We start from the raw sequence: 21584 nt of genomic DNA on the forward strand, positions 1-21584 counted from the left end.
TTACCTCGTTTGTAAAAGTTCAAGAACACTGACGCGGTAGGCACCCAGTGCCGGCAGCAAGGCCGACACCAGGGATACGAACAACGCCAGACCCGGTACAACCCAAAGCTCCAGCGGCCAGACCATGCCGCCAATCAGCAGCGAGTTGTCGAGTTGCAGCAGCCACGCCAACGCGGCCGCAAAGGCTTGCCCCAACAGCAAGCCCAAAATGGATGCCAATATGCCCAGCCACAGACCTTCGGTCAGCAGCAGCAGCGCCACCTTGGCGGGCGATGCGCCCAACATGCGCAACAGCGCCAAGTCGGCGCGGCGTTCGCGCAGCGCGCTCCACAGCGCGATGAAAACACTCAGGCCCGCGGTCAGCAACAACACCCCGGCGAACGCGCGCAACACATCGGTACCCAGTCCCAGCATGTTCAAGAGGCGCGAGATTTCCAACGCGGGTGAGGCGGCCTGCATTTCGGTCGTGGTGTTGATCAGCCGCGGCAGGCTCATCGCCGCCAGCGGTGTGCGGTACTGAATCAGCGCCATCGTGATCTCGCGCTCTTCTTCCATCACCTTGCGGTCGTCGTCATCCACCGCGGTAAAGTCTTCGTGCACTTTCCACACGGACGCCGTGTCGGTCAGGATCAAACGGTCCAGCACGCTGCCACTGGGCGCGAGGATGCCGGTAACGGTGTAGGTGCTGTCGCCATGCACATGGCCACCACCGCCCAAGCCATGTGTGCCGGCAAAGGTATTGCCCAGCACCAGGCCGAGCTTCTTGGCGACGGTTGCACCGACCACCACCTGCATCGGTGCAGTCCACGACTGGCCTTGGGCCAGCGCAGCGTCGTAATGCTGGATGTAGGCGTGTGAGGTGCCGACGATGCGAAAGCCGCGCAGGTTGTCGCCCAGGCTAATGGGAATTGCGCTGGCGATCAGTGGATTCTTCTCCAGCTCGCGTATCGCCTTCAGCGGCACGTTGCCAGGCGGCACGTCGATGTGGAACACGCCAGAAAGGATCAGTTGCATCGGGCTGCCCTTGGCACCAACCACCAGATCAATGCCCGCCAGATCACGGTCAAAGGCCTTGTTGAGCTGGTGCCCGACCAGCAACAGGAACGTGATCGCACCCAGACCCAGGCTCAGCAGAAGCAGGTTCAGTGCAGCGCCCAGAGGCCGCGACCACAGATAGCGCCAGGCAAAGAAAAGTGTTTTCACAGTGACTGCCTTGCTATGCCACACCGCTATACATTTAATAGCTGCTTACGCACAAGGGATAAGCGCTGGAAGCCGATTTGACCATCAGCCCCCGGGGGTATCAAGGTTGCTACGCGCGCATCGTGCGTGGCGATTACAAGCGTCGCCTGGTGCAGGCTGGCGGTGTACAGCAGCAATTCCACCGCGTCCTTGGCGGCGTCGTCGTCCAGGCTGGCGGTAGGTTCGTCGGCCAGGATCACACGTGGCAACAGCAACACAGCACGCGCCAAAGCCACGCGCTGCGCCTGGCCACCAGAGAGCTGCGAGGGGTAACGCGCAGCCAGGTCTTTCACGCCCAGCGCTTGCAGCGCAGTGGCAATGCGTGGCAAGTCTTCTGACTGGCCTGCCGCCCATTGCGCCATCGTCAGGTTTTGCTGCACCGTCAGCGCGCTGCTCAGGTGCAGCTTTTGTGGCAGAAAACCAATGGTCTTCGCGCGCCACGCGTCGGCGGCGATCTTGCGCAACGAATGCAACGGTTGGCCTGCGACACTTACCGTGCCATGGGTAGGAGATACCAGACCGGCAACCAGTGCCAGCCAGGTCGATTTGCCACAGCCCGACGGACCGTTGAGCAACAACACCGCACCCTGTGCAACGTCCACATCCGGGAACGTCAGCAAAGGGCCCTGGGGGTACTGGTAGGCCAGGCCCTGCGTCTGGATCATTGGAAGCTCTGTCGCTTATTTGGTGGTGATGGCCACGCTGGCGTGCTCGGCAACGCCCATCAGCTGGAAGAAAACTCCGACCAGCCGCGGCACCTGCACGAATCGCACTTCCACGCCTTCGGCACGGCGCTGCATCAGCCAGTTCAGCATGCTGCCGGCCGCCGAAAAATCCACTCGCAGCAGGCGCTGGCAGTGGATAACCAGCGGCTCGCCAACAATGTGTTCGCCGGCAAGCAATTTGTCCAGCACTGCCTGTGCATCGCCCAGCAAATCACCTCGCAACTCGGCGCCTTCGGGCGCGCGGGTATCTACAAACGCCGGACGGTCCAGCTCCGCAGGAGAGGTCGCTTCATCACCCGCAGGTTGCATATTGCTGTAGGTGCAGACAGCTTCCAGCCAGCTGGGGGGCGAGACGTCATAGGTAATGCAGTAATCCAGCGCTACCGTTTCAAAGGGCTCATGCGCGCCCTGCACACGCAAGGCCTCCAAACGCAACAACCACCAAGCCGGGTCGGTCTCGCGCTGCTCGGTGACCGTTGCGCCCTCCAGCAGCGCGTTAAAAACCTCGGCCCCACCAAACACCAGCGAAACCGGTTGCTCGGCCCACTGGGTCAGTACCTTGGTCAATGCCGGCAGTGCATCTGGCGCCATCGATTGCAAAGCACCCCATTGCAGGCGGCGCGTCGCGCCTTGTTGCGCCGCCGCCATTTGGGCAACCGCCTGGGCTGTCAACAGCGGCGGGCTGCTCCAGGTCGCACCACTCTGTGGCGCTTGTGCCTGATGCACCGCTGTGGAGTTGCGCAGCAGATGCGGAATCGAATACCACTCTGGCGCCGATCGGCCGAACCGCTGAGCGTACTCAATCGCCACGACATCAAACGCCGGGCTCTGGTCGGTCGCGCGGTACAAGTCCATGAGCGCCCAGGCACAACGGTCGGCCACTGCGGCGTCCAGCGTCGCGTCTTGCATCACAGCCAATAGCGCCGCTTCGGCACCCGCCACATCGCCTTCGGCGAAGCGAATGGCGGCATCCTGCAGCGCCGGGTGGTCACCACCACTCATCTCCTGTGACTCCAGCCGCGACTCCGAGTAGCTGCTGTTCATGCTGCTGTTGCCGGAGGAAGGCTCTTCCGCAAGCGGCGCCGGCGCACTCATGCCGGTGAAATCCAGATCCATGTCCGACATGGAGGACTCCGCTTCCGGCGCGTGCGCCACATTGCCCACCATGGTGGTGCGTTTCGGGCCATCCACACTTTGGGTCAATACAGGGATATCACGTCGCGATGCGGCAGAAGGCGCCTGGGCAGCTGGCTTGTGGGTCGCCATATCGGTCTGGCGCTTGCGCTGCAACTGTTCGCCCATGTAGGCTTCAATCGCATCGATCTTTTTAAGCGTGTGCAACCGCGCGGCGCTGGTGACCTCTTCCGGGTTGAAGCTGGAGCTGACTGCAAACCGGGCTTGCGCTGCCAGCCCCAGGGAGCCCAGGCCGGCGCTGGCGCGTACCTTGCGCAAATGTTCGAACTCGCGCTTGCGCACTTGGTCATCCCGGCGCTTGCCTTCAATGCGTGCCTGCAAATCCGAATGGCTGAAATCGGGTTGCTGCGATTGCTCGGAATCGCCCGCGTCCTGCGCGGGAGCGGCCCGCACCAGCTGCGCCATCTTGGCGAGAAAACCGGGGGGACTGGACTTGGACGCCATACTTCAATACTGCCTGTTCTTACTGTCTATTTTTCTGCGGCTGCTTTCAGATTGGCCAGCCCCAGCTCAAAGTCCTTGCCTACCATCGCGTCCATACTGACAAAGATGCACATCAGCTTGCTGATATAGGGCATAGGCCCGTACATGGCCCAAGTGACCTTTGTAGTGCCATCAGCATTCGCCTGCAAAATGTAATCGGTCGTGTTGCTGGCCTCAAAGGGCTTCAAAAAGTCGAGCTTGATGGTGACCTTGGCGTTGGGTTCAACGCTCTTGATCTCCATACGGCCCGCTCCCACGTCGCTATTGCCATTCCAAGCATAAACCGAGCCCACGCCCGTGGCTGGGCCGCTGAAGGTGCGCTGCATGGCCGGGTCCAGCTTTTCCCACGGCGACCATGCGCCGAATTTCTGGAAATCATTCAGGTAGGCGAACACTTTGTCCGGCGGCGCCTTGATCGTGGCCGAGCGCTCCACGCGAAACGTATCAGGCCGCGTCGCGGCATAAGCCAGCAAAAGCACCAACAGCAGCGCTACAACTCCGAGAATCTTCTTGATCATGGCGGCCTCCTAAGTACGGCGTGAATCCTGAGGGTCAAGGGTAAGCGATTATTTTTGCAGTCTTGTAAAGGTCTTGCGAAATTTGGCCACCTTGGGCGCGGCCACCGCCATGCAGTAGCCCTGGTTGGGGTTTCGCTCGAAAAAGTCCTGGTGGTACTCCTCGGCAGGCCAATAGCTGCGCACGGGCAGTATCTCGGTGACCACTGGGCTCTTGTAGATGCCGCTTTCTTTCAGTTCGCGCACCACGTCGGCAGCCACCTGCTCCTGGGCCGGGTCGCTGAAATAGATGCCGCTGCGGTACTGGGTCCCCGTATCGTTGCCCTGACGGTTCAAGGTGGTTGGGTCGTGGATCACAAAGAAGATCTCCAGGATTTCCCGCAAGCTGATCTGGGTGGTGTCAAACGTGAGACGCACGACCTCGTTGTGGCCGGTGTCACCCGTGCAGACCTGCTCATAGCTCGGGTTTACGACATGGCCATTGCTGTAGCCGGACTCCACGTCGGTGATGCCCCTTACTTCCTTGAAGACCGCTTCCGTGCACCAGAAACAGCCTCCGCCCAACGTAATGACCTGACTCGCTTCATCCATCTGCGTCTCCAGAACAAAAACTATTGCTTTGCATCTTAAGCCCCTCGTTTTTGGAAAGCTGGCGCAAGGGTCTACCGGCTCGTCCCCCAATATTGCAATTGGTGACCGTGTTTAGGCGTTTGGTCGTCTGTTCATTGACGAAAAGGGGGCAAAAAAGTTATATTACTAACCAATCAGTCAGTAATTTATGGTCCCTTCCCTCAATATTTGTCAGATTGCCGCCACGGTGCGTGCCAAGCGTGAACGCCGCAAGGAAGCCCGTCCGGGCGAGTTGCTGGCCGCTGCATTGGACCTTTTTGTAGAAAAAGGTTACGCCGCGACCCGGGTGGAAGAAGTAGCCCAGCGCGCCGGCGTTTCCAAGGGAACGCTGTTTCTGTACTTTTCCAGCAAGGAAGAGCTGTTCAAGGCCGTGGTGCGCGAGAACATCTCGGGCCGCTTTACCGAATGGGCGCAGGAACTGGAGCAGTACCAGGGCAGCAGCGCCGAACTGGTGCGCTACTGCATGCACAGCTGGTGGGAGCGAGTTGGCGCAACCCAGGCCTCGGGCATTTCGAAACTGATGATGAGTGAGGCTGGCAACTTCCCCGAATTGGCGCGTTTTTACCAAACGGAAGTGATACAGCCCGGTGACGACCTGATCCGACGCATCCTGCAGCGCGGCGTGGACCGCGGAGAATTTCGTCCCATGGATGTCACTTATGGCGTTTACAGTGTGCTGGCGCCGATGCTGTTTCTCGCGATGTGGAAGCACTCGCTGGGCACCTGTGGTGATGCGCGCGTCACGCTGGACCCCGCAAAATACATTGATTCGCAGCTCGACACCATCCTGCATGGCTTGAGCGCCTCTTGAAAGCCCCCATGAAACCCTGGCTGAAATGGACTGCGCTTGCGCTCGTGGTCGTCGTGATCGCAGCAGGTGCCGCACGCGCGATCTCCAGCCGCAAGTCACAAAAAGACGCGTTGGAAGCGCAGCAGGCTGCTCAGAAGGCGCCCGCTGCCATGGAGCTAGCCTCCACTGATGTCTGGAAAGCCCAGATGCTGCCCCTGAGCCAAGGCCTGCCCATCTCCGGCCCGTTGAAGGCCACCAACTCGGCTTTCATTAAGGCGCGCGTTGCGGGCGAATTGCAGAACTTACTGGTGCGCGAGGGTGATTTCGTCAAAGCCGGCCAGATCATTGCCCGGGTCGACCCCATCGAATCGCAGGCGCGTGCGCGTCAGGCCCAGCAGCAGGCCGAGGCCGCCAAGGCCCAGGTCGACATTGCCAAGCGCAGTTTTGACAACAACAGCTCACTGGTTGCACAAGGCTTTATCTCCAAGACGGCATTGGAGTCATCCACCTCCAACCTGTCTGCGGCAGAGGCAACCTACCGCGCGGCACAGGCAAGTGTCGACGTGGCCAACAAGGCGCTGGAAGACACGGTGCTGCGCTCGCCGATGGATGGACAGATTGCCCAGCGTCTGGCGCAACCCGGCGAGCGCGTATCCATCGACGCCCGCATTGTGGAAGTCGTTGACCTGCGCCACCTGGAACTCGAAGCCAACCTGAGCGCCGCGGATTCGCTGGGCGTCAAAGTCGGGCAACGCGCAACGCTGACGGTCGAGGGATCGACCGCTCCGCTGACTGCCAAAGTCGTGCGCATCAACCCAAGCGCCGTCGCGGGCAGCCGTGCGGTACTGGTGTATCTGGCACTGGAAAAAAACGACGGCCTGCGCCAAAGCCTGTTTGCGCAAGGCACGTTGGCCACCGCCACCACCCGCTCGCTTGCCGTGCCACTGCAAAGCGTGCGCACCGACAAGCCTGAGCCATATGTGCAAGTGATCGCCGATGGGCAGGTTGTGCATATGACGGTGCAACCCGGCAACCGCGGCGACTACAAAGGAGACACCATGGTGGCCGTGCAAGGCATTGCTGCAGGCGCTTTGGTCTTGCAAGGCTCGGTAGGCACCGTTCGCGCCGGAACACCGGCTACGCTGAAACAGACCACTCCGGCTGCGCAATAGCACCATGTGGTTCACCCGCGTCAGCCTGAACAACCCGGTCTTCGCCACGATGATGATGGCGGCGCTGGTGGTGCTCGGGCTGTTTTCGCTGCAGCGGCTGCAAGTGGACCAGTTCCCGAATATCGACTTCCCGGTCGTGGTGATCATCACCGACTACCCCGGCGCATCCCCCGAGATTGTGGAGAGCGAAGTCTCGAAGAAGATTGAAGAAGGCGTCAACTCGATTGCCGGTATCAACGCGCTGACCTCGCGCAGTTATGAGAGCCAGTCGGTGGTCATCATCGAGTTCGGCCTGCACATTGATGGGCGCAAAGCCGCCGACGATGTGCGCGAAAAAGTCGCGTCGATTAAGCCTCTGCTGCGCGATGAAGTGAAAGAGCCGCGTGTACTGCGGTTTGATCCGTCGGCCCGATCGATCTGGTCGGTCGCGGTGCTTCCTGATAGCAGCAATAATGCTGTGAAGCCTCTGAGTGCGGTGGAGCTGACCAACTGGGCCGATCAGGTCTTCAAGAAGCGGCTGGAGAACGTGCGCGGCGTGGGCTCCGCCACCATCGTCGGCGGCACCAAGCGCGAAATCAATATTTACCTGAACCCGCAGGCGCTGGAAGCCTTTGGCGTAACACCAGACCAGGTTGCCAACGCGGTGCGCAATGAGAACCAGGATTTGCCGGTAGGCACGCTGCTGAACAAAAACCAGGAGCGCGTGGTGCAGATCGAGGCACGCATGCAGCGCCCGGAAGACTTTGGCCGCATCATCGTCGCGCGCAAAAATGGCGCGCCGATTCGGGTGGACCAGGTGGCCCGCATCAGCGATGGCGCGCAGGAAGTGGAAAGCCTGGCGCTGTACAACGGCCAGCGCACGCTGCTGCTGTCCGTGCAGAAGTCGCAAGACGAAAACACCATCGCTGTCGTTGACGGGTTGACCAAAACCTTAGCGGACATGCAAAAGCAGTTGCCGCCTGGCGTGCGACTGGAGCCCATCCTGGATGGCTCACGGCAGATCCGCGTATCGGTTGAGAACGTGCGCCGCACACTGATTGAAGGCGCGGCGCTGACCATCCTGATCGTGTTCCTGTTCCTGAACTCCTGGCGCTCCACGGTGATCACGGGGCTGACCTTGCCCATTGCACTGATCGGCACCTTCTTGTTCATGAACATGCTGGGTTTCACGATCAACATGATTACGTTGATGGCGCTGTCCTTGTGCGTGGGCCTGCTGATTGACGATGCCATCGTGGTGCGGGAAAACATCGTGCGCCATGTGCAAATGGGCAAAACACCGTTTCAGGCCTCGCTGGACGGCACGCAGGAGATTGGCCTCGCGGTGCTGGCGACGACGCTGTCCATCGTCGCGGTGTTTTTGCCGATTGGCTTCATGGGCGGCATCATCGGCAAGTTCTTCCATGAGTTTGGCTTGACCATCGTTGCTGCGGTGATGATCTCGATGTTTGTCAGCTTCACGCTGGACCCGATGATGTCGTCGATCTGGCATGACCCTAGCATTGAGTCGCATGGCCGCGCAGGCCCGCCGGTCACCATTTACGACAAAACCATAGGCCGCGTGACAGGCTGGTTTGATCGCGCGACCGATGGACTGGCCGATGCTTACCAAAGCATTCTGCGCTGGGCGCTCGTGCACAAACTCAAGACCGTCATGATGGCTCTGGCCATTTTTGTGACCAGCATTTTTATGGTGCCGCTGTTGGGCACCGAGTTCGTGCCCAAGTCCGATTTCTCGGAGACCTCGCTGAACTTCTACACGCCGGTGGGATCTTCAGTGGAGGTCACCGAGGCCAAGGCCAGACAGGTCGAAGGCATCCTGCGCGAATTCCCCGAGGTGCGCTACACGCTGACCACGATCAACACCGGTAACGCGCAGGGCAAGATGTACGCGAGCGTCTATATCCGTCTGGTGGATCGCAAGGCGCGCAGCCGCAGCGTGGACCAGATGTCGGTCGTGCTGCGCGAGCGGCTACGCCAGGTGCCGGGTATCACCGTGACGCACACCGGCCTGCTGGATGCGGTGGGCGGCCAAAAGCAGATTCTGTTTTCGATCCAGGGCGCGGACACAACCGAGCTGGAGCGGCTCACGGCAATCGCGCTGGAGAAAATCCGCGGCATTCCGGGTCTGGTCGATCTGGATTCCAGCGTGAAGCCCAACAAGCCCACCTTTGATGTACAGATCAAACGCGATGCGGCGTCTGACCTGGGCCTCAGCCTCGCACAAATCGGCACTTCGCTGCGCACACTGGTCGCCGGACAGACGGTTAGCAACTGGCGCGCACCAGATGACCAGACCTACGATGTCAATGTGCGTCTGGCGCCCCAATCCCGCAGCAGCCCGCAAGACCTGAACATGCTGCCCTTTGCAATGGGTACCAATGCCGATGGCAGCAACCGCGTTGTGCGTCTGAACCAAGTGGCCACCGTGACGGAATCCACCGGCGCCAACCAGATCAACCGGCGCGACCTGACGCGCGAAGTGTCGATCAGCGCCAACGTGTCGGGCCGTTCGGCCGGTGAAGTTTCGGCCGACATCACCAAGGCGATGGACGCGATGCAACTGCCACCCGGCTATAGCTACAAGTTCAGTGGCTCGACCAAGGACATGGCGGAATCCTTTGCCTATGCCGTCTCGGCGCTGGTGATGGCAATCCTGTTCATCTACATGATTCTGGCCAGCCAGTTCAAAAGCTTTTTGCAACCGCTGGCGCTGATGACCGCCCTACCCCTGACGCTGATTGGCGTAGTGCTTGCGCTGATGATGTTCAACTCCACGCTGTCGATGTTCTCCATCATTGGCGTGGTGATGCTGATGGGTCTGGTGACCAAAAATGCGATTTTGTTGGTCGACTTTGCGATCCGCTCCCGCGAAGACACCGTCGATGCCACCGGCCAGACCGTGCCCGGATTACCGCGCAGCGAGGCACTGCTACTGGCCGCCAAAGTGCGTCTGCGCCCCATTCTGATGACCACGCTGGCGATGATTTTTGGCATGGTGCCGTTGGCCTTTGCATTGACCGAAGGCTCGGAGACCCGTGCACCGATGGGCCAGGCCGTGATTGGCGGCGTGATTACCTCGTCGCTGTTGACGCTGGTGGTCGTACCGGTGATGTATTGCTACATGGACGATCTGGCTATGTGGTTGCAGCGCATTTGGGCTGGGAAAAAGACCCCGCCCGGTAGAATTGTTCACTGATAGGAAGACCCTCTGGAGTATGAATATGATGAATTTGAGCAGCACCAGCGTCGACAAGGCACGCTTCAACATGATTGAGCAGCAGATCCGTCCCTGGGATGTGCTGGACACCGCCATCCTCGAACTACTATCGGTCGTTCGCCGCGAAGACTTTGTGCCTGCCGCACACCGTGCGCTGGCCTTTGCCGATCTGGAGATTCCGCTGCCCGGCGGCCAATGCATGCTGGCCCCGCGCCTGGAGGCGCGCATGCTGCAGGACCTGGCGCTGAAGAAGACGGACAAGGTGCTGGAAGTCGGCGCCGGTTCCGGCTTCATGGCCGCCCTGCTGGCGCATCGCGCCGCACGCGTGATCAGCCTGGAGCTGCTGCCCGAACTGGCCGACATGGCGCGCAACAACCTGCAGATTGCCGGTATTGACAACGCTGAAGTGCGCGTGGCCGATGGCTCCAAAGGTCTGGAATCCGAAGGCCCGTTCAACGCCATCATTTTGAGTGGTTCGGTGGCCGAAGTACCGCATGCCCTGATGTCGCAGCTCGCAGTGGGTGGGCGACTGGTCGCCATCGTCGGCGATGAACCGGTGATGCGCGCCACGGTCATCACCCGCACCAACGCCAACAACTTCAAGACCACCTACCCCTGGGACACGATTGCACCGCGCCTGCAGAATTTTTCCGAGCATTCGCGCTTCCAGTTCTGAAGCGCCAAACAGCCATGATTGATCAAATCCGCCCCAGCCAGCTCCAGCAATGGATCGCTGCCGCACCCGCAGACACGCAGCCTGTGGTGCTGGATGTGCGCGAGCCCCATGAGCTGCAGGTGGCCAACGTGTCGAATGCCGGGCTTAACCTGCTCACCATTCCGATGAGCGTGCTGGGCGCGCGGCTGCAGGAGCTGGATCCGGAACAACCCATCGCCTGCCTGTGCCACCACGGTGGCCGCAGCATGCAGGTGGCGATGTATTTGAGCCAAAACGGATTTGTATCGGTCGCCAATATTGCTGGTGGCATTGATGCCTGGTCTGTCGAACTCGATCCGTCCATTGCCCGCTATTGATCCCGCAGCACTTCATTCCACTCACCCTATTTTTGCCCTGAGAAAGACCTCCATGAACCGCACTACACCCCGCTTCTCCCTGCGCATGCTGCCTCTGATGCTGCTGCTTGGCGCTGGATTCACCGCCAGCGCACAAGCGCAAAGCCTGGTGGACCTGTACAACGCAGCACGCGGATATGACGCCTCGTTCCAGTCCGCCCGTTCGCAATACGACGCGACATTGGCGCGCGCGGACCAGGCGCAGGCACTGCTGCTGCCGACCGTGGGCCTGCAGTCCAGCCTGACGCGCACGACGCAGGAGCCTCAGCCCCTGTCGGAGAAAAGCTTCAACACGCAGACCAACACGCTTGCCGCTTCCCAGCCGCTGTACCGCCCGGCCAATCTGGCCAGCTACAAGCAAGGCAAGAAGCAGACCGAATTGGCCAAGTCGCAGATGGAAGCCGCCGAGCAGGATTTGATCGTGCGCGTCAGCCAGGCGTATTTCGACGTGCTGGCTGCCAGCGACAACCTGACCTTCGTGAAGAGCCAGAAGACTGCGGTGGGTGAACAGCTCGCCTCGGCCAAGCGCAATTTCGAAGTCGGTACCTCCACCATCACCGACTCGCGCGAAGCCCAGGCCCGCTACGACCTGGTGATTGCCCAGGAAATTGCCGCGGACAACGATCTGCGCGTGAAATTGCTGGCGCTGACGCAATTGGTCGGGATGCCCAACGCCATCCCCAAACCAATGGCTACCCCGGTTGCCCTGGGGGCCCCTCAGGGTGGTGACATCGAGCAATGGGTGCGCGATGCGATTGCACGCAACCCCAACGTCCAACAACTCGGCATAGCGCTGGAAGTCGCCCAACTCGAAACCGAGAAGGCCCAGGCCGGCCACAAGCCGACCGTAGATCTGGGTGCCAACTACACCACCGTCAATGGCGGCAGCTACACCAACACCAGCGATGCGCGCATCAACCAGACCACAATTGGCGTGACACTGAATCTTCCCCTGTTTGCAGGCAACTCTGTGCGCAACCGCGTGAAGGAAACTGTGGCATTGGAAGACAAGGCCCGCACGGATCTGGAAGCCACCAAGCGCGCAGTCGAACAGGGCACACGTACTGCCTACTTCGGTCTGCAAGCCGGTGCGGCACAGGTCAAGGCGTTGGAAGCCGCCGAGATTTCCACGCAAAGCGCGCTGGACGCCAACAAACTGGGTTACCAGGTCGGCGTGCGCATCAACATTGACGTGCTGAACTCGCAAAGCCAGTTGTATGACACCAAGGCCAAGCTGGCCAAGGCGCGTTATGACGTGCTGGTGGGCGGACTGAAGCTGCGCCAGGTCGCTGGCACGCTGATGGCCGACGACCTGCAGCCCATCAACAGCCTGCTCGCCAAGTAATCGGCAGCACGGATGTCCGGTCAGGCAGCGGTGCGCCCGATTCGGGAATGGGCGCATGTCGATGAGCATCTGTTTCGCACAGAGATATTGCCGACCCGACAACCGGCTATCCTTCGGGGCTTGGTGCAGAACTGGCCTGCAGTGCGCCATGCCACGCAAAGTGCCGAAGCGCTTTGCGAGTATCTGATTGCGAGAGACAGTGGAAAGCACAGCGATGTAGTGCTTGTGCCCCCCGAGTTTCGGGGGCGCATGTTCTACAACAGCAGTCTTGATGGATTCAATTTCATCCGCAACAAACTGTCGCTCACGGATGTCATCCGTCAGATCGTGCGGTATTCGCATTTTGATACGCCACCTTCCGTGGCCATGCAATGTGCACCCGTTGCTGAATGCATGCCTGAGTTCGAGAAGGAAAACCTGCTGCCCATACTGGGTGGCCTGGTTTCTCCGCGCCTATGGATTGGCAACGCATTCATCACACCGGCTCACTTTGATGAACCCCACAACCTTGCCTGCGTAGTCAGCGGCACACGGCGCTTCACCCTTTTTCCACCGGAGCAGGTTGCCAACCTGTATGTAGGCCCTCTGGAGTTCACGCCGGCAGGCGCGCCCGTCAGCCTGGTGTCACTGGAAGATCCGGATTTCGAGCGCTTTCCCAAATTTCAGGAGGCCCTGGACGCAGCCTCATTTGCAGAATTGGCACCCGGCGACGCAATCTACATTCCGCCCGTGTGGTGGCACCATGTGCGTTCGTTCGACCCGCTGAATCTGCTGGTGAACTACTGGTGGCGCGAGCCGCTGGTTGCGTCACCACCTGCCCATTTGTCCCCGGTCAAAGCCCTGCTGCATTGCATGCTCAGCATGCAAGAGCTCGACGCGGCGCAGAAGGAGGCATGGGGCGCCATCTTCTCGCACTTTGCCTTCGGAGCCAATGGCGATGCTGGAGCGCATTTGCCTGCGCCGGTCAAAGGCGTGGAGGGTGCGTTGACACCCGAGCAGATCGAGGCCAAATTCAAGGCGCTGTTTTAGCGCCGAATGCGGGCGACCCGCTAGCCGAGCAAGAGACCACGCACCGCTTCGGCAGTACGCTTCGCAGCGCCTGCATGCGCGCGCGAAAGTCCCAGTGACTGCTGACGTGCCTGCGCCAGGGCGGTGGTGTCTGACAGCAGTGCCAACGCCTTGTCCACCGCAGATGGCATGTCGGACACTGCGAATGCCGCTCCTGCTTCTGCCGCCGCTTCCGAAGCCTGCGCAAAGTTGAACACGTGCGGGCCCATGACCACGGGGCAGGCACAGGCCGCCGCTTCAATCAGGTTTTGCCCACCCAACGGCGCGAAGCTGCCGCCTAACAGAGCGACATCAGACATGCCGTAATACATCGGCATCTCGCCCACTGAATCACCCATCCAGATATCCGCTGGTTGCGGCGTGTCGCCGATCCATTGGCTGCGTCGCGATACCGAGAAACCCGCTGCCTCAAACAGCGTGGCAACCTCCTCAAAACGCTGCGGATGGCGTGGAACAATCAACCATTGCACAGCGGTTGCTTCACTTTTAATAGCTGCTTGCGCACGTTCTGTGCGGCTTCCCGGCCATTTTTCCTTGAGAATCTGGAGGAAAATGGCTTCTTCGCCTTCACGTGAACTGGCAAACATCAGCACTGGCTGCGCTGAAATTTTGCGCATCGCCTGCCCGCGCTGCAGCTGTGCCGCATCGGGTTGCGTATCGAATTTGAAATTGCCAAACACCCCACGCACGGGCGCTCCCACTTGCCGTAATCGATCGGCATCGTTCTGCGACTGCGCCCACACGGCTGTCAGCGCCGCATAGGTCGGACTGGAGAGCCAACGCAGCTGCAATGCCTTGCGCAGTGAAGTCTCGTTCAACCGCGCATTGACCAGACACAAGGGAACACCCGCACGCTGGCACTCTGCAGTCAGCGTCGGCCACACTTCGGTTTCGATCAGAAGCCCGATACGTGGCTTGAACTGTTCAATGAACCGCCGCACAGCACCCACACTGTCCCAGGGCTGCCAGACTTGCACATCGCCCGATAGCAACAATCCGCGGCCCTGCACACGCCCGGTAGCGGTGCCATGCGTCAGCAACAGGCGCATGCCGGGCAATTGCAACCGCAGTTGCTGAATCAAAACTTCGGCCGCACGCGTTTCGCCCAGCGACACCGCATGCACCCAGATGAAGCCGCCACCTTGCGCCAGTTGCGCTGTAGCCCCGTCGTAGTAGCCAAAACGTTCTTCGATGTGTTCACCGTACTCGGGCTCCGCCAACGCGCGTTGCATCAGCTTGCGGCGCAACAGCGGTTGTGCCAACCACGTCAGCACGGAATAGAGCCATCGCGTCATCGGCACAGCGCCGGTGTGGCCAGGGATTCCCAGGCCTGCCATACCGCCTCCAGATCGGGATAGGGACTCGCGAACACGCTCAGTTGCCGCGCAGCTTTTTGTCCAGCGTCGACCTCTGGCCCGGTGCGCCAGGCAGTATCGAAGTTGTAGATCTGTACATGCGGCAAATCCAGCGCCACGGCAATATGGCTCAAGCCGCTGTCGACGCCAATGACCCCGGCGCAACGCGCCATGGTGTCGATCAGCGTATCCAGGCCCATCGTCGGCCAAACCAAGGCGTCGGGCAACTGCGCTGCGATGGCCTCGCTGGTGGCTTTTTCCGAAGCACTGCCATGGGCCAGTGCCACCGTAAAACCATGGTGGTTCAGTCGCCGCCCCACTTCAATCCAGTCCGTTACCGGCCACTGCTTGTCGGCGCGCGACGTGCCATGCACCAGTGCGACCACCGGCTTGCGCGGCGCAAACGAGTTGCCCGCGCTGCTATCTGCCGTTGCAGCCAGCGATTCGGGGCTTGCGCGCAGACCAAACCGGTCAGGCCCTGTGACGGCATAACCCAGAGCCTGGGCGCACATGAAGCGCGAGCGCTGCACCGCATGCACATGCGGCTCCATGGCAATACACACGTCTGCCACCCAGCGTGTCGGGGCTTCGTAACTGGAGCCATCGGTGCGGTGGGCCAACGCAAATTTCTTTCCTGTCGGAGTGGTGCGTGCCAGTCCTGCAACCAGCGCCGACTTGGTCAGACCCTGCAAGTCAATCACCGCGTCATACGCCTGCGCTTGCAGTTGCGCCTTGAAGGCGCGCCACTGCGCGCGCGTTTGCGCAGCGAGCGGATTTTTTCGCCAGCGCCGCAGGTCTGCGGCAATGACGTTCTTCACGCCCACGCAGCGCTGTACCAACGGCACAAAGCCGCTCTCAACAACCCAGTCAATCCTGGCTTGCGGGTGGGCCGCCAGAATGTCCTGCACCGCAGGCATCGCGTGCACCACGTCGCCCAGCGACGACAGCTTGACTATCAGTATGCGCAAAACGTCTACGCTTTCAGTGGGCTGCAGCCGCAAAGTGCGCGTCGGGTTTGACCGCATGCAGGAGTTCCAGCATTGCCTTTTGGATGCGATCCAATGCCGCTTGTGTGTGCCCCTCAAAACGCAGCACCAATACAGGTGTCGTATTGGATGCGCGCACCAGGCCAAAGCCATCCGGCCAATCCACACGCAATCCGTCAATGGTGTTGATCGTCGCAGGCGCCGGGAAATCTGCTTTTGCAACCAGCCGATCCACCAGTCCATGCGGCTCGCCTTCGGCGCACACTACGTTCAACTCGGGGGTCGAGAAGCTGGTTGGCAAGTCATTCAACAACGCACTCGCATCGGCCACGCGGCTGACGATCTCCAGCAGACGACAACCCGCATAGGTGCCATCGTCAAAACCGTACCAACGTTCCTTGAAGAAGATATGGCCGCTCATCTCGCCGCCCAGTGGCGAATCGATCTCGCGCATCTTGGCTTTGATCAGCGAATGGCCGGTCTTGTACATCAGCGGTTTTCCGCCCGCTGCAGTAATGGCCGGTGCCAGGCGCTGCGAACACTTGACGTCGTAAACAATGGTGCCGCCCGGAACGCGAGAAAGAACATCGCGCGCAAACAGCATCATCTGGCGGTCGGGGTAAATATTGGTGCCGTCTTTGGTGACGATGCCGAGACGGTCGCCATCGCCGTCAAAGGCCAGACCCAGTTCTGCATCTCCACCGCGCAACGCGTTGATCACATCCTGCAGGTTTTCCGGCTTGCTGGGGTCCGGGTGGTGATTCGGAAAATTGCCATCCACCTCGCTGTACAGCTCCTGCACCTCACAGCCAATAGCGCGCAGGATGGCGGGGGCCGAGGCACCGGCCACTCCGTTGCCGCAGTCAACGACGATTTTCATGGGCCGCGCGAGTTTGATGTCACCGACAATGCGCGCCGTGTAATCGGCCAGCACATCCACTGAACGCCGCGAACCGCCCGCTTGCAGCGCCCAGCTTTCCGACTCCATGGTCTTGCGCAGCGCCTGAATGTCATCGCCATAAATTGCGCGGCCACCCAACACCATTTTGAAACCGTTGTAGTCCTTGGGGTTGTGGCTTCCAGTAACCTGGATACCGCTTTTGCAAAGGGTATTGGCCGCGAAATACAACATGGGCGTGGTGACCATGCCCACATCAATCACTGCGATGCCTGCGTCCTGCAGACCGCGCATCAGCGCTGCCGACAGGCCGGGGCCACTCAGACGCCCATCGCGACCGACGGCCACCGTGGTTTCACCCTGCTGGCGTGCCACCGTGCCGAAAGCACGGCCCAAGGCCAGTGCAACGTCTTCAGTCACGGTTTGCGGCACGATGCCGCGAATGTCATAGGCTTTGAAAATACTGCTGGCTACTTGCATGGGGTCTCCGGTTCCGGCTGGCATTGTAGGCGCCGGGAGTCTTTGAACTACGTTGGTAAGCGCACCGTGAAACGGGGACTGTGCGGGGCCTCCCGAGTGCCAAACGCGCACATATCGGCCCCGCACAGTCCCCATTCCACGTTCGAATGGTAGTTATCAGTTGCCGCTACACGCTGCCCCTTCTCGCCGGTGTGGGGAGTGTCGGGAAGCCGATTTGTGTGGCCTTAGGCACACCATGAGGCCTCCTGGTATTCCCCACCCCGGCAGGAACCAATGCAGAGCGCAACGCGGCATCTGCACATCATGTCCGAAAATGGCGCATCCGTCTGCACGGTATCCGTATCATCGTCCCCATGGTCTCCTCCATCACGCCCCCTTCTGACGACGCCTGCTACCTGGCGCTCAAGGCCCATGACGCGCGCTTTGATGGCCACTTCTTCACGGGCGTGACGTCTACCGGTGTCTACTGCCGCCCGGTCTGCCGGGTGCGCACGCCCAAACGCGAGAACTGCAAATTCTTTGTGCTGGCCGCCCAAGCCGAGAACGCCGGTTTTCGCCCGTGCATGCGCTGCCGCCCCGAACTGGCCCCCGCCAACGCCAGCCTCACGCTGGCACCGGCCTGGTCCAGCCAGGACGCATCCGGCATCCTGGCGCGCCAGGCGGCGCAATTGCTCGACGCGCCACACCAGTGGAGCGAAGGCCCGGTCTCGATGCCGCTGCTTGCCGACAAGCTGGGTGTCAGCGAGCGCCATGTGCGCCGCATTTTTGAAGCGCACTGGGGCGTGTCGCCCCTCCAATATTTGCAAACACGCCGACTGTTGACGGCCAAGCAGTTGTTGACCGATACGCGCCTGCCGGTCACCCAGGTGGCGTTTCTCAGCGGCTTTGCCAGCGTGCGACGTTTCAATGCGGCGTTTGTGGAGCACTACCGTCTGCAGCCGCGCGACCTGCGCAAGACCGAGGGCATACAGACACCCGCAGCACGCGCCAGTCTGTCGTTGCGCGCCTCCTACAGACCGCCGTACGACATTGCTGCGATGCTGCAGTTCTTTGCGAAGCGCACGGTTGACGGCGTCGAACTGGCAGAGGTGGACGCGGGTCACTACGCCAGAACACTGGAGTGGGCGCACGAAGGCCAGACATTGCGCGGCTGGGTCAGCCTGCGCTTTGCGCCGGAGCGCATGCATGTGGTGTTCGAGATCAGCGAAACGCTGGCCCCGGTATTGCCCGCATTGATGGCCCGCTTGCGCGCACTGCTCGATCTGGATGCCGACCCGCAGGCAATTGAAGCAGTGCTGGGTGAAAGTTTCCCCGGGCGCGCAGGTCTACGGGTACCGGGCACGCTGGACGGCTTTGAACTGGGTGTGCGCGCCATACTGGGCCAGCAGATCACTGTGCAGGCGGCCCGCACATTGACCACGCGATTGGTGCAGACCTTGGGCACGCCCATCGCCACGCCGTGGCCCGCGCTGAGCCATACCTTTCCCACCGCCAATGCCTTGGCCACCGTATCACCCGAAGCCCTGGGTCAACTGGGCATCGTGCGCCAGCGCCAGGCCGCGATACAGGCGCTGGCCCGTGCCGTCCATGACGGCTTGCCATTGCAACCCGGCGCGCCGGTAGCGGACACGATGGCTGCGCTGCAAGCCCTGCCCGGCATTGGCCCGTGGACCGCCAGCTACATCGCGATGCGTGCACTGCGCTGGACCGACGCCTTCCCCAACGGCGATGTGGCGTTGCACAAGGCACTGGATGTTCAAACCCAGAAAAATCCCGCGCAGGCGGCCGAGTTGGCGTCACAGGTCTGGCGCCCCTGGCGCAGCTATGCCGTCGTTCGCGCCTGGTCAACACTATCAAATTAATAGCTGCTTACGCACATTCCATGAGCTTTAGAGCCACTTTTTATGCCTAAATTCAAAAATCTCCCGGTTCGCAGTGAAATCCACAGCCCACTGGGCAATATCACCCTCGCCGCACACGACGACGCGCTGGTTGGCATCTGGTTTGAAGGCCAGCAGCACTGGCCCTCGGAACTGCAGAAATGGCCACCGGTTCAAAGCCATGCAGTGATCGACACGGCAGCAAAACAGTTGCTGGAATACTTTTCCGGCAAGCGCAAACACTTTGATGTGCCGCTCGACCTGACCTCCGGCACCGCATTCCAGCAAAGCGTGTGGCACAGCTTGCTGACTATTCCCCCCGGTGAGACCGTCAGCTATGGCGCTGTCGGTCAGCGCATCGGCAAACCCAGCGCAGTGCGCGCCGTGGGCGCAGCGGTGGGGCGCAACCCGTTTAGCATCATCGTGCCCTGCCACCGCGTGATCGGCGCCAATGGCTCGCTCACCGGTTATGCCGGTGGCCTGGACCGCAAGGTCGCTTTACTTACTCTGGAAGGATTTCTGTGACCGTTGCTTCTTCATCCGCACGACCCGCCTGGTTCGCGGACTTTCTGATGCTGGCCGCCATCTGGGGCGCATCATTCATGTTCATCCGCATGGGCGCGGTCGAGTTTGGCGCGCTGCCCACCGCAGGGCTGCGCGTGGCGATTGCCGCGCTGTTCTTGCTACCCATCGTGCTGTACAAAGGCTTGGGCGCGTCGCTGAAGCAGCACTGGAAATTGACGTTGGTCGTCGGCGTATTGAACTCCGCCATTCCTTTCGCCTGCTACTCCTACGCGCTGCTGTCCATCACCACCGGCCTGTCGTCCATCCTGAATGCGACCGTGCCGCTGTTCGGCGCGGTGATCGCCTGGGCCTGGTTGAAAGACCGCCCGCATGGCTCACGCATTCTGGGTTTGCTGATCGGTTTCGCGGGCGTCGCGCTATTGGCCTGGGACAAGGCCAGCTTCAAGCCGGATGCATCAGGTCTGTCTACTGGCTGGGCTGTGCTCGCTTGCCTGCTCGCCACCATTTGCTACGGCATCGCCGCCAGCTTCACCAAGCGCTACATGGCCGGTGTGCCATCACTGGTGTCGGCCACGGGCAGCCAGTTGAGTGCTGCGGTGGTGCTGGTGCCATTGGCAGCGTGGACTTGGCCTGACCATCCGGTATCCACCCACGCCTGGCTCGCGATTGCGGCGCTCGGCGTGATCTGCACCGGCGTGGCCTACATCCTGTATTTCCGCATTATCGAGCGTGCCGGCCCGGCCAAGGCTCTGTCAGTGACCTTCGCCATTCCGGTATTCGCTGTGCTCTACGGTGTCGTGCTGCTGGGTGAAACGGTGACGCCGTGGATGCTGATCTGTGGTGCGGTGATCATTGTCGGCACTGCCTTGTCCACCGGGTTGGTGAAGTTCAGCAGAAAGTAACAGGCTATTGGATGGCCCCCGCCATCACATTGATGCTGAGCGCCAGCACCACCATGTTGAAGGCAAAGGCGCTGACGCTGTGCAATAACGTCAGGTGGCGCATGGTGCGCGACGTCACCACCACGTCCGACACCTGCGAGGTCATGCCGACGACGTGGGCGTAGTACAGAAAGTCGGAATAGTCGGGCGGCAGCTTGCCTGGAAACTCCAGGCCACCGCCTTTTTTATCCAACAATTCCTGCTGGTAGAAAACATGCGCGTAGCGAAAAGCGAAGATGGTTTGCATTAGCAGCCAGGACGCACCTAGCGACAGCATCGACAACGCCAAGTGCCCCAGGCGCGGCGCGGTGTCCAGGTCCTTGACATGCTGCAACATGACGGCAATCGCCGCACTGCTGGCAAATACGGACAAAAACAAAATCAGAAACAGCAGGATGCCTGGCTGGTCCTGCGCTTGCGCGCGCTCGCGCGTGCGCGCCGCATCAAAGTGAATTGCCAGCAACCAAGCCAACACCAGATAGGTCGCCGCCCCACCAGACCACGCCAACAGCGCCTTGGATTGCCAGGGAATGGGCAACGGCAAAAAGGCAATGAGCAGGCCAACGGCTCCTGCGTAAAGCAACCTTTGGTGGCTGTTGGTCTCGGAAAAGTGCTTGTGCATGGACGGCATTGTGCCGCGCCAATGAAAAAGCCCCGACACATAGTGACGGGGCTTCCATATTTGGCGGAGTGGACGGGACTCGAACCCGCGACCCCCGGCGTGACAGGCCGGTATTCTAACCAACTGAACTACCACTCCTGGTAGCGGTAACCATTCGCTCTAAGTCCTTGAACTTCGAGCCAAGTCGCAAACTCTTTCGAGCTTGCTGTTACCAACTTGCGCTTCGATCATCAGATGATGAATCTTGGCGACCCCACGGGGATTCGAACCCCGGTACTCACCGTGAAAGGGTGATGTCCTAGGCCTCTAGACGATGGGGTCAAAACCTGGGGACTAATCCGTTTTTCAGAAACTTTGGTGGAGGTAAGCGGAGTCGAACCGCTGACCTCTTGCATGCCATGCAAGCGCTCTACCAACTGAGCTATACCCCCCGGAGAAATCT

Annotated in this window: 19 protein-coding genes and 3 tRNA genes; 10 read left to right on the plus strand and 12 right to left on the minus strand. The window is 60.7% G+C overall.

Annotation, left to right across the window (positions count from 1 at the left end; translation table 11 throughout):
* From AC1DV6_RS00815 to msrA, 5 genes are read right to left on the minus strand one after another with little or no spacing between them, the layout of a single operon-like run.
* Positions 1 to 1203 (minus strand): ABC transporter permease, encoded by a 1203-nt coding sequence (locus AC1DV6_RS00815; protein ID WP_477974299.1) that lies wholly within the window; start codon positions 1201 to 1203, stop codon positions 1 to 3.
* A 26-nt stretch (positions 1204 to 1229) separates the two neighbouring features.
* Positions 1230 to 1907: an ABC transporter ATP-binding protein gene (locus AC1DV6_RS00820; RefSeq protein ID WP_477974300.1), complete on the minus strand. Its 678-nt coding sequence runs from the start codon at positions 1905 to 1907 to the stop codon at positions 1230 to 1232.
* Between the two features lie 15 nt (positions 1908 to 1922).
* Positions 1923 to 3605, minus strand: coding sequence for an STAS domain-containing protein (locus AC1DV6_RS00825; protein WP_477974301.1), 1683 nt, complete (start codon positions 3603 to 3605; stop codon positions 1923 to 1925).
* Between the two features lie 26 nt (positions 3606 to 3631).
* Positions 3632 to 4162, minus strand: coding sequence for an SRPBCC family protein (locus AC1DV6_RS00830; RefSeq protein ID WP_477974302.1), 531 nt, complete (start codon positions 4160 to 4162; stop codon positions 3632 to 3634).
* Positions 4163 to 4210: 48 nt separating this feature from the next.
* Positions 4211 to 4750, minus strand: coding sequence for a peptide-methionine (S)-S-oxide reductase MsrA (msrA, locus tag AC1DV6_RS00835; protein ID WP_477974303.1), 540 nt, complete (start codon positions 4748 to 4750; stop codon positions 4211 to 4213).
* A 187-nt stretch (positions 4751 to 4937) separates the two neighbouring features.
* Here msrA and AC1DV6_RS00840 point away from each other — a divergent pair, with 187 nt between their 5' ends.
* From AC1DV6_RS00840 to AC1DV6_RS00870, 7 genes are read left to right on the plus strand one after another with little or no spacing between them, the layout of a single operon-like run.
* Positions 4938 to 5600 carry a TetR/AcrR family transcriptional regulator gene (locus AC1DV6_RS00840; protein WP_477974304.1) on the plus strand — a complete coding sequence of 221 codons (663 nt, stop codon included), beginning with the start codon at positions 4938 to 4940 and terminating at the stop codon, positions 5598 to 5600.
* A gap of 8 nt (positions 5601 to 5608) precedes the next feature.
* Positions 5609 to 6751, plus strand: a complete 1143-nt coding sequence (locus AC1DV6_RS00845; protein ID WP_477974305.1) for an efflux RND transporter periplasmic adaptor subunit — start codon at positions 5609 to 5611, stop codon at positions 6749 to 6751.
* A gap of 4 nt (positions 6752 to 6755) precedes the next feature.
* The gene (locus AC1DV6_RS00850; RefSeq protein ID WP_477974306.1) at positions 6756 to 9950 is read left to right on the plus strand and encodes an efflux RND transporter permease subunit; all 3195 of its coding nucleotides are present in this window, start codon (positions 6756 to 6758) and stop codon (positions 9948 to 9950) included.
* A 19-nt stretch (positions 9951 to 9969) separates the two neighbouring features.
* Positions 9970 to 10647, plus strand: a complete 678-nt coding sequence (locus AC1DV6_RS00855) for a protein-L-isoaspartate O-methyltransferase family protein (RefSeq protein WP_477974307.1) — start codon at positions 9970 to 9972, stop codon at positions 10645 to 10647.
* Between the two features lie 14 nt (positions 10648 to 10661).
* Complete coding sequence (locus tag AC1DV6_RS00860; protein WP_477974308.1) at positions 10662 to 11003, plus strand: rhodanese-like domain-containing protein; 342 nt, start codon at positions 10662 to 10664, stop codon at positions 11001 to 11003.
* Positions 11004 to 11055: 52 nt separating this feature from the next.
* Positions 11056 to 12387 (plus strand): TolC family outer membrane protein, encoded by a 1332-nt coding sequence (locus AC1DV6_RS00865; RefSeq protein WP_477974309.1) that lies wholly within the window; start codon positions 11056 to 11058, stop codon positions 12385 to 12387.
* A gap of 12 nt (positions 12388 to 12399) precedes the next feature.
* Positions 12400 to 13416 carry a cupin-like domain-containing protein gene (locus AC1DV6_RS00870; protein WP_477974310.1) on the plus strand — a complete coding sequence of 339 codons (1017 nt, stop codon included), beginning with the start codon at positions 12400 to 12402 and terminating at the stop codon, positions 13414 to 13416.
* Between the two features lie 20 nt (positions 13417 to 13436).
* Here AC1DV6_RS00870 and AC1DV6_RS00875 read toward each other — a convergent pair whose 3' ends face one another.
* From AC1DV6_RS00875 to AC1DV6_RS00885, 3 genes are read right to left on the minus strand one after another with little or no spacing between them, the layout of a single operon-like run.
* Positions 13437 to 14792: a 3-deoxy-D-manno-octulosonic acid transferase gene (locus tag AC1DV6_RS00875; RefSeq protein WP_477974311.1), complete on the minus strand. Its 1356-nt coding sequence runs from the start codon at positions 14790 to 14792 to the stop codon at positions 13437 to 13439.
* Positions 14747 to 15835 carry a lipopolysaccharide heptosyltransferase I gene (waaC, locus tag AC1DV6_RS00880; RefSeq protein WP_477974312.1) on the minus strand — a complete coding sequence of 363 codons (1089 nt, stop codon included), beginning with the start codon at positions 15833 to 15835 and terminating at the stop codon, positions 14747 to 14749. Before waaC ends, AC1DV6_RS00875 begins: the two co-directional genes overlap by 46 nt.
* Positions 15792 to 17174 (minus strand): phosphomannomutase/phosphoglucomutase, encoded by a 1383-nt coding sequence (locus AC1DV6_RS00885; RefSeq protein WP_477974313.1) that lies wholly within the window; start codon positions 17172 to 17174, stop codon positions 15792 to 15794. The genes waaC and AC1DV6_RS00885 overlap by 44 nt, the downstream gene beginning before the upstream one ends.
* A gap of 353 nt (positions 17175 to 17527) precedes the next feature.
* Here AC1DV6_RS00885 and AC1DV6_RS00890 point away from each other — a divergent pair, with 353 nt between their 5' ends.
* The 3 genes from AC1DV6_RS00890 to AC1DV6_RS00900 are packed head-to-tail and all read left to right on the plus strand — an operon-like array spanning position 17528 to position 20481.
* The gene (locus tag AC1DV6_RS00890; protein ID WP_477974314.1) at positions 17528 to 19036 is read left to right on the plus strand and encodes an AlkA N-terminal domain-containing protein; all 1509 of its coding nucleotides are present in this window, start codon (positions 17528 to 17530) and stop codon (positions 19034 to 19036) included.
* Between the two features lie 42 nt (positions 19037 to 19078).
* A complete protein-coding gene (locus AC1DV6_RS00895) occupies positions 19079 to 19579 on the plus strand; it encodes a methylated-DNA--[protein]-cysteine S-methyltransferase (protein ID WP_477974315.1) in 501 nt (166 codons plus the stop codon).
* Positions 19580 to 19626: 47 nt separating this feature from the next.
* Positions 19627 to 20481 (plus strand): DMT family transporter, encoded by an 855-nt coding sequence (locus AC1DV6_RS00900; RefSeq protein ID WP_477974927.1) that lies wholly within the window; start codon positions 19627 to 19629, stop codon positions 20479 to 20481.
* A gap of 4 nt (positions 20482 to 20485) precedes the next feature.
* Here AC1DV6_RS00900 and AC1DV6_RS00905 read toward each other — a convergent pair whose 3' ends face one another.
* The 4 genes from AC1DV6_RS00905 to AC1DV6_RS00920 form a co-directional block, all read right to left on the minus strand.
* A complete protein-coding gene (locus AC1DV6_RS00905; RefSeq protein WP_477974316.1) occupies positions 20486 to 21142 on the minus strand; it encodes a DUF1345 domain-containing protein in 657 nt (218 codons plus the stop codon).
* A 61-nt stretch (positions 21143 to 21203) separates the two neighbouring features.
* Positions 21204 to 21280, minus strand: a tRNA-Asp gene (locus AC1DV6_RS00910).
* 107 nt (positions 21281 to 21387) lie between these two features.
* Positions 21388 to 21463, minus strand: a tRNA-Glu gene (locus AC1DV6_RS00915).
* A 34-nt stretch (positions 21464 to 21497) separates the two neighbouring features.
* Positions 21498 to 21573 (minus strand) — tRNA-Ala (locus tag AC1DV6_RS00920).
* Positions 21574 to 21584: the final 11 nt, after the last annotated feature.

It is taken from the genome of Rhodoferax sp. P2_H8_2 (genome assembly GCF_056403235.1).

Excerpts from the sequence above, each read along its gene's own strand:
- AC1DV6_RS00900 (WP_477974927.1), top strand. The coding sequence starts at position 19,627 with ATGCTGGCCGCCATCTGGGGCGCATCATTCATGTTCATCCGCATGGGC.
- AC1DV6_RS00845 (WP_477974305.1), top strand. The coding sequence starts at position 5,609 with ATGAAACCCTGGCTGAAATGGACTGCGCTTGCGCTCGTGGTCGTCGTG.
- AC1DV6_RS00860 (WP_477974308.1), top strand. The coding sequence starts at position 10,662 with ATGATTGATCAAATCCGCCCCAGCCAGCTCCAGCAATGGATCGCTGCC.
- AC1DV6_RS00870 (WP_477974310.1), top strand. The coding sequence starts at position 12,400 with ATGTCCGGTCAGGCAGCGGTGCGCCCGATTCGGGAATGGGCGCATGTC.
- AC1DV6_RS00830 (WP_477974302.1), bottom strand. The coding sequence starts at position 4,162 with ATGATCAAGAAGATTCTCGGAGTTGTAGCGCTGCTGTTGGTGCTTTTG.
- AC1DV6_RS00865 (WP_477974309.1), top strand. The coding sequence starts at position 11,056 with ATGAACCGCACTACACCCCGCTTCTCCCTGCGCATGCTGCCTCTGATG.
- msrA (WP_477974303.1), bottom strand. The coding sequence starts at position 4,750 with ATGGATGAAGCGAGTCAGGTCATTACGTTGGGCGGAGGCTGTTTCTGG.
- AC1DV6_RS00875 (WP_477974311.1), bottom strand. The coding sequence starts at position 14,792 with ATGGCAGGCCTGGGAATCCCTGGCCACACCGGCGCTGTGCCGATGACG.
- AC1DV6_RS00885 (WP_477974313.1), bottom strand. The coding sequence starts at position 17,174 with ATGCAAGTAGCCAGCAGTATTTTCAAAGCCTATGACATTCGCGGCATC.
- AC1DV6_RS00890 (WP_477974314.1), top strand. The coding sequence starts at position 17,528 with ATGGTCTCCTCCATCACGCCCCCTTCTGACGACGCCTGCTACCTGGCG.
- AC1DV6_RS00895 (WP_477974315.1), top strand. The coding sequence starts at position 19,079 with ATGCCTAAATTCAAAAATCTCCCGGTTCGCAGTGAAATCCACAGCCCA.
- AC1DV6_RS00825 (WP_477974301.1), bottom strand. The coding sequence starts at position 3,605 with ATGGCGTCCAAGTCCAGTCCCCCCGGTTTTCTCGCCAAGATGGCGCAG.
- AC1DV6_RS00905 (WP_477974316.1), bottom strand. The coding sequence starts at position 21,142 with ATGCACAAGCACTTTTCCGAGACCAACAGCCACCAAAGGTTGCTTTAC.
- AC1DV6_RS00820 (WP_477974300.1), bottom strand. The coding sequence starts at position 1,907 with ATGATCCAGACGCAGGGCCTGGCCTACCAGTACCCCCAGGGCCCTTTG.
- AC1DV6_RS00840 (WP_477974304.1), top strand. The coding sequence starts at position 4,938 with ATGGTCCCTTCCCTCAATATTTGTCAGATTGCCGCCACGGTGCGTGCC.
- AC1DV6_RS00850 (WP_477974306.1), top strand. The coding sequence starts at position 6,756 with ATGTGGTTCACCCGCGTCAGCCTGAACAACCCGGTCTTCGCCACGATG.
- AC1DV6_RS00855 (WP_477974307.1), top strand. The coding sequence starts at position 9,970 with ATGAATATGATGAATTTGAGCAGCACCAGCGTCGACAAGGCACGCTTC.
- waaC (WP_477974312.1), bottom strand. The coding sequence starts at position 15,835 with ATGCGGTCAAACCCGACGCGCACTTTGCGGCTGCAGCCCACTGAAAGC.